The sequence below is a fragment of the Acinetobacter sp. NIOH-H-8 genome (assembly GCF_046635365.1).
GTDB lineage: Bacteria > Pseudomonadota > Gammaproteobacteria > Pseudomonadales > Moraxellaceae > Acinetobacter.
The window spans coordinates 183,031-194,178 of record NZ_JBHDVN010000002.1 but is presented as its reverse complement, the minus strand read 5'-3'; the positions used below and the strand labels follow the sequence as shown (position 1 = coordinate 194,178).

Sequence of the window (11,148 nt, the reverse complement as noted above, 5' to 3'; positions counted from 1 at the left end):
ATCAATTACGCAAAATAATTCGGTACTATTAAACATCGGGACTAGAGTTTTAAGTTTTGTGTGGTAACTCAACTGATGGCTCTAGTCCTCTTATTTTTCAAGTCAATTTTTTATCCGCGATTCGGGTTAATAAGAATATTGATATCTTATTAATGGTTTTAGATACCTTTATAGAACCAGATTTTTTCAATTTTCCTCGGTAACAAATTCAAGAATAGAAAGGCGATGACCATCAAGTTTCAGTATAAAAAACGCACAAAAAGACCAAATGTTTTTTATTACGCAATTTGAATTGGTAAATTTTTGTACAAAAGAACTGATGTAGAAAAAATATTTATAGATAGCATTATTTTTATTAATATTATATTTAATTCCTCTTAAATTATTGAATTTAAAATTTAAAATTTTCTTAAATTAAAATTAACAAAAGGATTAGATTAGCTAAACTTCATAACATTATTAATACTTTTCCTTCATTATTTGAAACTAAAAAATTAAATGAGTGTACTATATTTAGTAAAAACGTAATTAAGGTGAAGCATTTAATGTCTATTTCTCCCTTATCTAAGGCTGTCTATACATCCTTAGTTGGATTGCTATTGGCAAATACAACTACTCAGGCCGCTGATGCATTTAGTGCAGAAAGTCCGTGGATGTTGGGTGACTGGAATGGTCAACGTATTCAGCTTCAAGAGCAGGGCTATGATTTTAGCTTTGGATATACAGGTGAAATGGCAACTTTACTTGACGCGAAACGCTCAAATAGCCATGGCACAGAATATACAGGTCAGTTAAACCTGGGTACTCATCTGGATCTGGAAAAAATTGCTGGCTGGCAAGACACTGAAGCACAAATTACAGTAACTCATCGCGATGGTCGCAACCTTTCGAATACTTCTGATGCGCTTACAGGACATTTAAGTTCAGTTCAGGAAGTATGGGGTCGCGGTCAAACTTGGCGTCTAACAGATTTCTGGATCAAGAAACAATTCTTGGATCAAAAACTGGATGTAAAAGTCGGACGTTTTGGTGAAGGTGAAGACTTTAACAGTTTTGATTGTGACTTCCAGAATCTGGCATTGTGCGGTTCACAAGTGGGTAACTGGGTAGGGGATCAATGGTATAACTGGCCAGTTTCTCAATGGGCTGCGCGGGTTAAATATAACGTTACCCCAGAAGTTTATACTCAGGTAGGGGTTTATGAATACAACCCTGAAAATGCTGACAATCGTGGCAAAGGCTTTAACCTGAGCACAGACGGATCTAAAGGCGCGATTATTCCTGCAGAAGTGGTGTGGACACCGAAACTAGGTGAGCAAAAACTGCCAGGTGAATATCGTGCCGGTTATTACTACAGTACCGCTGATGCCAAAATATTTGATGGCGTGACTCTACAAGATGAACAAACCCAAAATGGTCATCATCACGGGGGGTGGATTGTAGCTAAGCAACAGCTGACTTCACATCAAGGGGATACATCACGTGGTTTAAGCGGTTTCGTGAACGTCACTGTTCATGACTCTAAAACCAACCAAGTTAGTGATATGCAAAATATCGGTCTTGTCTACAAAGGTGCGATGGATGCCCGTCCACAGGATGAAATTGCTTTGGGTGTTGCCCGGATCAATATGAACAATGATGTATTGGGTAACCGTAGTGAAGAAGTCGATGCAGAAATCTATTACGGCATTCATGCAACTAACTGGCTAACCATTCGTCCAAACCTGCAATATGTCCATCATGTCGGCGCATATAAAGAAGGTGAAAATGTCTGGGTGGGTGGAATCAAGTTTAATACGTCGTTCTAATCGGAGTTTTTAGTTGCAAATACACAATTGATTCTTCCATTACTTTGGGGCATTGATGAACTGATACTCCAAGTATTCATGTATTTATAACTAAGAACTTAACAATATGGTGTCTATGCCGCTTAAGTGCTTAGACGTTCAAGAAATCAAAAAAAAGGTGTTCAATATGAATACTTCGTCTTCAGGTTCAGTACTGAAAACGATTCTGGCAGCTATTGCTGCCATTTTCGGTTTGGTTCTGCTATTTGGAGGAATATATCTGGCAACACTTGGTGGGTCTTGGTACTACATCATTGCCGGTCTGTTCTTCCTGGCGACAGCAGTGTTATTACAAAAACGTAAAAGCACAGCTCTTATTGTTTATGCAGTATTGGTCCTTGGTACAGTGGTATGGGGGCTTTGGGAAGTGGGTTCAGACTTCTTTGCACTGGCACCACGTCTAGATATTTTAGGTCTATTCGGTCTGGCTCTGCTGATTCCTGCAGTGACTCGCGGTTTTGGCGATAGCAAAGCGGCAAAAATAGCGCTGACTGGCTCCTTGGCAATTACGATTGCTGTCATGATTTACTCTGTATTTAATGACCCGCAAGAAATCCGTGGCGAATTAAAATCACAGCAGCCTGCAGTGCATCAGTCTATTCCAGGTATTGCTGACGAAGACTGGCCAGCCTATGGTCGTACTCAGTCAGGTTTACGTTATTCTCCATTAAAACAGATTACTGCTGATAACGTAAAAGATCTGGAGTTAGCTTGGGAATTTCATACCGGTGATGTAAAAACGGATAAAGATTCTGGTGAAACTACGAATCAGGTAACCCCGATTAAAGTGGGTAATAACCTGTTTATGTGTACCACTCACCAGTACCTGATTGCACTTGATCCTGCGACGGGTAAGGAAAAATGGCGTTTTGATCCTAAGCTAAAAGCGGACAATACCTTCCAGCATTTAACTTGCCGTGGCGTATCTTATTATGATGCGAACAATACTGCAGGTTTTGAAAGCAGCCTGGCTGCGCGTTCAACTACGTCTGCCGAATGTCCTCAGAAAGTAATCTTACCAGTGAATGACGGACGTTTGGTGGCGGTCAATGCAACTACTGGTAAGGTATGTTCCGACTTTGGTAATAACGGCGAAGTCGATCTGCAAAAAGACATGCCATTCCCATATCCAGGCGGTTATAACCCGACTTCACCTCCTGTGGTGACAGGTACAACCATTATCATCGCCGGTTCAACCACAGATAACTATTCAACTGAAGAACCTTCAGGTGTGATTCGTGGTTATGATGTAAATACTGGTGAATTGCTCTGGGTATTTGATACGGGTGCGGAAGATCCAAATGCGATTCCTGCTCCAGGGCAAAAATTCGTAAATAACTCTCCAAACGCATGGGCGCCATTGGCTTATGATGCACAGCTGGATATCGTCTATGTACCAACAGGTGTAGGTACACCGGATATCTACGGTGGTCACCGTACTGAGCTAGACGAGCGTTATGCGAACTCTATGCTGGCGATTAATGCATCTACCGGTAAATTGATCTGGAACTTCCAGACTACTCACCACGACTTGTGGGATATGGATGTACCCGCTCAACCGACATTGACTGATATCAAAGACAAAAACGGGAAAATGGTTCCAGCGATCTATGTGCTGACCAAAACCGGTAATGCCTTTGTATTAGACCGTCGTACAGGTGAAGCGATCGTTCCGATTACTGAAAAACCAGTACCTCAGTCAGTAAAACGCGGTCCGCAAACCAAAGGCGAGTGGTATTCAAAAACTCAACCGTTCTCTGACTTTAATCTGGCTCCTCAAGATAAATTGACGGATAAGGACATGTGGGGTGCCACTATGTTTGACCAGTTGATGTGTCGTGTATCGTTCAAGAAATTAAACTATGACGGTATTTATACGCCACCATCTGAAAATGGTACGTTGGTGTTTCCGGGTAACCTCGGTGTATTCGAATGGGGCGGTATGTCAGTCAACCCAGACCGTCAAATCGCATTAACCAATCCAATTGGTTTGCCATTTGTATCTCGTCTGATTCCGCAAGATCCGAACCGTAAGCAGACTGCCAAAGGTGCAGGTACTGAAGCGGGGGTACAGCCAATGTATGGCGTGCCTTATGGTGTTGAAATCAGTGCCTTCCTGTCTCCATTCGGCTTACCATGTAAGCAACCTGCATGGGGTTATGTGGCTGGTGTTGATCTGACCAATCATGAAATCGCTTGGAAACGTCGTATCGGTACGATTCGTGACAGTATGCCGGGCATTCCATTGCCTCCATTTAAAATGGGTGTACCAATGTTAGGTGGTCCAATCTCGACTGCAGGTAATGTGATGTTTGTCGGTGCAACTCAAGACAATTACATCCGTGCGATCAACGTGACTAATGGTGATGAGCTGTGGAAAGGTCGTCTACCTGCAGGTGGTCAAGCGACGCCAATGACTTATGAAGCCAATGGTAAGCAGTATGTTGTGATTATGGCGGGTGGTCACGGTTCCTTCGGTACCAAAATGGGTGATTCTTTGGTTGCCTATGCACTACCTGACAATAAATAATGAAGTTTTATAGTTAAGTAAAAAAGCCTGATTCGTCAGGCTTTTTTATGCAAAATACAGGCTGTTATGACAATAAAGCTTGATTAGAAAATCATGAACCTTTAGCTCAGCTTTCCTGCAAGTATTCAGTTTGATCTTATGTAGATGCTGAGTCTTTAAAATTAATAAGACACTTTTAAAACGTTTGAACTCCCATGGCATGAGTGAATGCCAGATATCAGGAATATTAGCTATGCACCTTCATACCACGCGGTTGCCGATGAAATCGACTTTATCCTGTCTGATTGCTTGTATCAGTCAAGGAATTTATGCGGAAGAACCGGTTACAGAGGTACAGCGACTGGCTCCCATTGTGGTTGAAGCAACCCGTACAGATCGTGCCATTCTGGAAACACCGGCATCTACCTATTATCTGAATCAGGAACAACAGAATAGCCTGAATGTAAATCTGTCTGAAACCTTAAAAGGTGTACCAGGTTTACAGCTGAATAACCGCGAAAATTATGCTCAGGATTTACAGATATCAATGCGGGGCTTCGGTGCACGTTCGACTTTCGGTGTGCGAGGAGTACGTTTATATGTAGACGGTATTCCTGCGACTATGCCGGATGGGCAGGGGCAAACCTCGAATATTGACCTGAATAGTTTGGATCATATTGAAGTGCTGAGTGGGCCATTTTCTTCGCTATATGGTAATTCTTCTGGCGGAACCATCCTGACACAAAGCCGTGAAGGGCAGGGACCTGATTCAGTCACTTTGGGATATTCGGGTGGCAGTCAGAATAAAGGCCAAACGAACCTGGTGCTACAAGGTGGTTCAGAAAATGCTTCTGAACCAAGCTATATCATCATTTCATCTTATTTTGATACGGATGGTTTTCGTGATCATAGTGGTGCACATAAAGTACTGAACAATGCCAAGCTGACGTGGGATCTGGACGATGGCTCTAAAATTAACTGGATCAATAACTATGTCAAAATTGCAGCTGATGACCCAGGTGGTTTAGAAAAAAAGGATTGGAAAGCTAATCCGAAACAAGTTGTTGATAATGTACGTGATTACAATGCTCGAAAAGAAATTGAGCAGTTTCAGACTGGTCTGACCTGGAACAAACCAATTGATGATCAGCAAGAACTATATGGTATGGCATATTGGGGGCAGCGTGAAGTTACTCAATATCAATCAATTAAAAATGTTGCTCAAAATAAACCTCAGCAAGCTGGTGGTGTCATTGATTTTGATCGCCAGTTTTATGGCGCAGACCTACGTTGGACAGGTAAAGATATTTTTCCTAATACCAAACTGATTGCTGGTGTTGCAATTGATGGCATGACTGAAGATCGTAAAGGATATAAAAACTTCATTGGTAGCACTTTAGGGGTTAAAGGTGAGCTTCGTAGAGATGAAGATAATACTTTGTGGAGTGCAGACCCTTATTTACAAGCTTCTTATAACTTTGTACCTGATTTAACGCTGGATACTGGATTGCGTTATAGCAATGTACATTTTAAAACTGAAGATCATTATATTTTAGGTGAAAATAAAGATAACTCAGGTAAAACGACTTATGAGAAACTTTTACCTTCAGTTGCTTTAAGCTGGAAAATTATCCCTAAGTTAATGGCTTATACAAGCTATGCACAAGGTTTTGAAACACCGACCTTTACTGAAATGGCTTACCCAGCAAATGACACTAATGAAACCTTTGGTTTAAAAGCTGCTGAAAGCGAAACTTATGAGCTAGGATTAAAATCTGCGAATCGCTTTGGTGATATGACCTTAGCAGCATTTCAGACTCAAACCAAAAATGACATTGTTTCTGCGGGAAGTGATGGCGGGCGCTCAACGTTTCGTAATGCAGATAAAACTCTAAGAAAAGGATTAGAGCTATCTTGGAGTAAAGACCTCTGGCGTGATCTGGCAGCTCAAGCCAGCTATAGCTATATCGATGCAACTTTTGATGCAGATATACCAGAGCTTTTTGATGACAAGGGAGAAGTTGTAGTATCTAGAGTTGCTGCAGGAAACTATATTCCCGGGATTGCTAAAAATCAGGCTTTTATCAGTCTAGGCTGGAAACCTGAAAATGGTTTTAATGCAGGTCTCGATGTGCGTTATTCAGACCAGATTTTTGTGAATGATATTAACTCTGAAGTTGCACCAAGTTATACAGTGGCTGGGGCTAATGTAGGCTATAACTGGAATGTCAAAGATTTGTCCGTGAGAACATTTGCACGCGTTGATAATCTGTTTGATAAGGATTATTCAGGTTCAGTCATTGTGAACGAAAGCAATGGTCGTTTCTATGAACCTGCAGAAGGTCGTAACTGGAGTGCTGGGTTAAGCGTGACAAAAGAGTTTTAATTTAAATCAGACTTAAGCTTTCTCAATTTATTCAAGATTCATGTTCACATGTAAATGTCCGCCAAGATCAGCAATAAGTGCGAATCTAAGGCGGACATTTCTATTTTGGAGTTACAAGTGTTGTTATGCACCAATTAAAATGTCTATGCGATAAACCATTTAAAATGTCCTGTTTTTAACTGCAAGAGTCAAGCACAGGATTTAAATTTCTTTGTTCAATAACAGCTTTCTGAGCTTTACGACTCGGCATACTTTTCTTGAGACGGGAACGTTTATTTTGTTTTTCCAACTCTTCATGCTGTTGCTGGATATGCGCCAGAACCGAGCCTAATCTTTTATTCTCAACCACTTCATTCTGCTGTAGTCCAGCCAGTTTATTGAAGACACTATAGTTGATCTTCCGTCCTTCATGCATGATCGCCACAGTGCCATCCGGGTACTCCAGAAATGAAATGTATTGCCCAACAAGCTTATGATTCAGCTCTGTCGGTTCAAGCAGATAAATACACTTGTCATAGGTGATGGTGAGGTTCTTCGTGACCTTACGCGGTTCCTGCCAGGTGAATATATCCTCCAGCTCAGCATCAGATTCCGTTAAAGATCGATGTAAATTCTTCGAGTTTCTCGCACACTTGGCAAACTTCTGATTGAAGTGCTCAATGAAGCAGGGTAGCCATGCATTGGCTTCGGCAATTGAACTGATGCCTTCCAGACGCATCTCCTTGATCAAACGGTCTTGAATGGTTCTATTCGCGCGTTCTACGCGACCTTTAGCCTGTGGGGAGTTGGCAAAGATAATATCAATGTTTAACTCATTCAGAATCCGGCCAAATTGCGTGATCTTGCTGTCCTGGCTCGATTTCTGGTTCACTCGGAAGACCGAATGTTTATCGCTATAAAAGGCCAGAGGCTTACCGTATTGTTCAATGTAGGCTCGGGTTGAAAGCATATAGTCGAAGGTCGTTTCTGCCTCACAGAAGCGCAGATGCAACAGCTTTCCAGTGGCATCATCGATATACACCAATAAACAGCACTTAGCAGCGCGTCCTTCGAACCAGTCATGATATGAGCCATCAATCTGGATCAGCTCACCGAAGCAATCACGGTTATAACGTGGCTGATATGGACGTTTAAGGCGCTTGGATCGCGGAATCCAGAGGTCATTTGCAGTCATCCAGCGCCGAAGCGTTTCTACCGGGATATTCAGGTCAAATATGCTGCTGAGCTTCTCATGGGCCAAGGTAGGTCCAAATCCCAGCAGATGTTCGGAAATAATGGAAAGACATTTTGATTTTAATAAATCATCATGGCGACAATGGCCAGGTTGACCACGGCTGGCATGCGCCATACCTGAAACACCATCTTGATTGAGCTTCTGTAATAACCGGGTAATTTGACGGGTTGAAAGATTAAGGATTTCAGCGGCACGGACTTGTGTAATACGATGATCTCGAACGTCTTGCAGAACAGCAAGACGTTGAATTTCTTTGTCAGACATAGTGATCAGCATCTATATTTCATATCCAGTCCATGATGTTTAAACCATCATAAACCAGACATTTTTATTGGTGAGAATATAGACACTTTAAATGGGTTCTAACAAGTGTATTTCGTATAATGTATATTATGTTAAATAAGATATTATACATATAGCCTATTTCTGTATGCAGCAATGACTTATATTTTTAATAAAAGCCTAAATAAATACTCTTTTGCTCTCTTCGTTCTTCCTTCAAACATTGAAACCTCGATAATGATATAAAATCTAGATCGATCCTTTGGATAAATAAAATTTCAGACTCTAAAGGTATAAATCGTTGAAAAATATTTTCCTAGAGATAACTTAGCTCTTTGATTAAAGCTTGATGGATAGCTTTATTCAATTCTATATACTTCGATTGTTTCATTTAAAGCATAAATTTTTATTTGAGACATTGTTTTCTACGCTCTTATAGTTACAGTTTTAATTATAGTGTGGGCTTTAATCTGGCTGGCATTGTTGTTCAGCATCATTCATAAAAAGTTCAATTATTTATACAAAACAACTAAATGCTGCCCTGTCTAAATTGTTAAAATTCTGGTCCTCTATAAAAAACTTGAAGATTGATAAGGACTAAAGTGAACAGACAACATGATTTACCTGAACTAAGTAAATATAGTGAGCTAAGTAGCGATGAACAAGTAGCTATTCATCAAATGCTTATCTCTTACGTACGCTCAGATCACTTTTATAATATTATCTTGACTCACAATGTTGAACCTTATGACTTGGTTAAGCTTGTAAGTATTAGTTTTGAAAATAGAGACGCAGCTATTTGGGTTCATTTTGAAACAATAACTGCTGAAAGACTAACTATGCCTCTCGATTTTATTTCAAGAATAGAAATATGTAATCAGGAAATATTTTAAATACTGAGACTTGAAGTGCTGAAATTTATTTAAATTGTCTCGGAATTTTAAATCCATTAGAAATAGAGATGGTTAACCATCTCTATTTTTTTAAACTGAAAATTTAATTATTTTATAAATTTCAAAAACTTAAAATTATAAATATAAAATGTAATATAGCAATTTCTTTAAATTAACATATCACATGTTACATTGAACTGTACCGGGTTTGTCGGAGACTTTTTTATTTAAGTTAGGCCACCTGACCTAACGGGTTAATCTTATCATAGTACATTGCTTCAAACTCAAAAGGCGATACATAACCCAGTGCACTGTGTACACGCTTTTTATTGAACCAATCTACCCAGTTTAGTGTCGCAAGTTGTACATCCGCTAAACCTTGCCAATCTGCTTTTAAATATTCAATCACCTCTGTTTTGTATAAGCCATTCACCGTTTCAGCCAGAGCATTATCGTATGAATCACCAGTTGTACCGACTGATGCTCGTAAATTTGCAGCTTCTAAACGATTGGTATAGCGAATAGAAAGATATTGAACACCTCTATCGGAATGATGAATCACATTCTTTGGCATGCCTCGATCGTGCAATGCTTGCTCCAATGCATCGAGCACCATATCTGTATTCATCCGTGTAGATACTTTCCATCCAACAATTGCTCGTGAGAACACATCAATAACAAATGCGGTATATACCCAGCCTGAATGAGTTTGAATATAGGTAAAGTCACCCACCCATAGTTGGTCAGGATGATCAGCAGTAAAATTACGTTTCACTAAATCATCTGCTCTTTTTTGATCATCTCGGCTACGGGTGGTTTGTTTATTCTTACCACGCCAAACACCTTGTATACCTAGCTTCTGCATCAATCGAGCAACTGTACAACGTGCGATAACATAACCTTCACGTTTCAATTGTTGCCAGACCTTACGCACACCATATCGACCTGAACTTTCCTTCCAAATTCGTTTGATTTGCTCAGCATGATGCTCATCATGTAGATCTCGTTTCGCTCGATGTTCTGGATTGTCAGCGAGATCTAAAGTTCGGTAATAGGTTGAAGCTGCAATCGGTAAAATTCTACAAATCGCTTCAACACCATATCGATCTTTATTGTTATGGATAAAATCCACCATTATTTGTGTGGGCGGTCGAGCTCCGCCTGGGCGAAAAAAGCGGCTGCTTTACGTAGAATTTCATTGGCACGCTTTAATTCTTTAATTTCACGTTCCATTTGCTTCATTTTTTCTTGATCAGATATCTGTTGTACTTTAATAGGATTTTGCTGATCTAAATGCTTTTGATGCCAGGCACGAAGTGTTTCAGGAGTACAACCAATCTTAGGCGCAATTGCTGTGATTGCAGCCCAAGTAGAAGGATAATCTTTTTCAGATTCAATCAATAATTGAACCGCTCTTTCTCTGATTTCAGGGGTATATTTTAATTTTGTTGTCATCGGGATAGTCTCTCAGAATATTGACTCTCCGACAAACCCGGTACGGTTCACATCTTAATCTGACTAAGCCATCACCTGAGCTTTGTATAAATCATCTTCGTGCTGTCTGAGTAATTCTATAAAAGCAGGAATAGTGTCTGGTTCCAGGAGATAAGGATTAAATCCATCATGATGATTCTTGATAAAGAACTCAATGAGATCATTATGGACATTGGCATACTTCATGTGCCAACTGGAGAAAAGATATGAGTCGATTATTTCATAAGAGAGAATTTCACAGTTCTTATGGCGTGGATCTTTGACTATTCGATTGTAGAAAAGGTCTTTTACATCTTCTTCAGTACCTTCCAGACACTGGACAAAATAATTATTACCAAAATAGAGTGCGCCATAAATTTTGTGTAACTCATTAAATTCTAAGGCTTCTGTTAAAATATTATAAAGTTCAGAAGTAGAGTATCTCTCATCTTTGAACTTACTTACATATAAAAGCCTTACATCATTCATAATAAAAATTTCCTCCTGCTTAAAAAAGATCCATA

The 11,148-nt window shown here is 40.0% G+C and carries 7 protein-coding genes, 1 pseudogene and 1 other annotated feature; of the genes and pseudogenes, 4 read left to right on the top strand and 4 right to left on the bottom strand.

Going from position 1 to position 11,148, the window contains the following annotated elements:
- Window positions 1–545 precede the first annotated feature (545 nt).
- From ACEWB7_RS02290 to ACEWB7_RS02280, 3 genes are all read left to right on the top strand, one after another.
- Window positions 546–1,808, top strand: a complete 1,263-nt coding sequence (locus tag ACEWB7_RS02290; RefSeq protein ID WP_125278678.1) for a carbohydrate porin — start codon at window positions 546–548, stop codon at window positions 1,806–1,808.
- A gap of 166 nt (window positions 1,809–1,974) precedes the next feature.
- Window positions 1,975–4,377 carry a glucose/quinate/shikimate family membrane-bound PQQ-dependent dehydrogenase gene (locus ACEWB7_RS02285; RefSeq protein WP_180053298.1) on the top strand — a complete coding sequence of 801 codons (2,403 nt, stop codon included), beginning with the start codon at window positions 1,975–1,977 and terminating at the stop codon, window positions 4,375–4,377.
- A 232-nt stretch (window positions 4,378–4,609) separates the two neighbouring features.
- The gene (locus tag ACEWB7_RS02280; protein WP_312318555.1) at window positions 4,610–6,742 is read left to right on the top strand and encodes a TonB-dependent receptor; all 2,133 of its coding nucleotides are present in this window, start codon (window positions 4,610–4,612) and stop codon (window positions 6,740–6,742) included.
- A gap of 175 nt (window positions 6,743–6,917) precedes the next feature.
- On the opposite strand, the gene ACEWB7_RS02275 is transcribed toward ACEWB7_RS02280, so the two are convergent.
- Both ACEWB7_RS02275 and ACEWB7_RS02270 read right to left on the bottom strand, forming a co-directional pair.
- Entirely contained in the window at window positions 6,918–8,252 is a 1,335-nt protein-coding gene (locus ACEWB7_RS02275; RefSeq protein WP_411580370.1) for an ISNCY family transposase, read from the bottom strand.
- A 179-nt stretch (window positions 8,253–8,431) separates the two neighbouring features.
- Window positions 8,432–8,677 (bottom strand): annotated as a pseudogene (locus tag ACEWB7_RS02270) (tautomerase family protein); the annotation flags it as partial.
- Window positions 8,678–8,860: 183 nt separating this feature from the next.
- Here ACEWB7_RS02270 and ACEWB7_RS02265 point away from each other — a divergent pair.
- Window positions 8,861–9,151 (top strand): hypothetical protein, encoded by a 291-nt coding sequence (locus ACEWB7_RS02265; protein ID WP_004785797.1) that lies wholly within the window; start codon window positions 8,861–8,863, stop codon window positions 9,149–9,151.
- Window positions 9,152–9,383: 232 nt separating this feature from the next.
- On the opposite strand, the gene ACEWB7_RS02260 is transcribed toward ACEWB7_RS02265, so the two are convergent.
- Together ACEWB7_RS02260 and ACEWB7_RS02255 are read right to left on the bottom strand one after the other, a co-directional pair.
- Window positions 9,384–10,606, bottom strand: a protein-coding gene (locus ACEWB7_RS02260; RefSeq protein ID WP_219014847.1) for an IS3 family transposase whose coding sequence is annotated in 2 segments (ribosomal slippage) — window positions 9,384–10,318 and window positions 10,318–10,606 — 1,224 coding nt in all. Because the reading frame shifts where the segments join, the coding sequence is not laid out codon by codon here.
- Window positions 10,212–10,328 (bottom strand) — a sequence feature (AL1L pseudoknot). (Overlaps the previous gene by 117 nt.)
- 63 nt (window positions 10,607–10,669) lie before the next feature.
- Entirely contained in the window at window positions 10,670–11,113 is a 444-nt protein-coding gene (locus tag ACEWB7_RS02255) for a BLUF domain-containing protein (protein WP_104426142.1), read from the bottom strand.
- Window positions 11,114–11,148 lie beyond the last annotated feature (35 nt).

Excerpts from the sequence above, each read along its gene's own strand:
- ACEWB7_RS02290 (WP_125278678.1), top strand. The coding sequence starts at position 546 with ATGTCTATTTCTCCCTTATCTAAGGCTGTCTATACATCCTTAGTTGGA.
- ACEWB7_RS02285 (WP_180053298.1), top strand. The coding sequence starts at position 1,975 with ATGAATACTTCGTCTTCAGGTTCAGTACTGAAAACGATTCTGGCAGCT.
- ACEWB7_RS02280 (WP_312318555.1), top strand. The coding sequence starts at position 4,610 with ATGCACCTTCATACCACGCGGTTGCCGATGAAATCGACTTTATCCTGT.
- ACEWB7_RS02275 (WP_411580370.1), bottom strand. The coding sequence starts at position 8,252 with ATGCTGATCACTATGTCTGACAAAGAAATTCAACGTCTTGCTGTTCTG.
- ACEWB7_RS02255 (WP_104426142.1), bottom strand. The coding sequence starts at position 11,113 with ATGAATGATGTAAGGCTTTTATATGTAAGTAAGTTCAAAGATGAGAGA.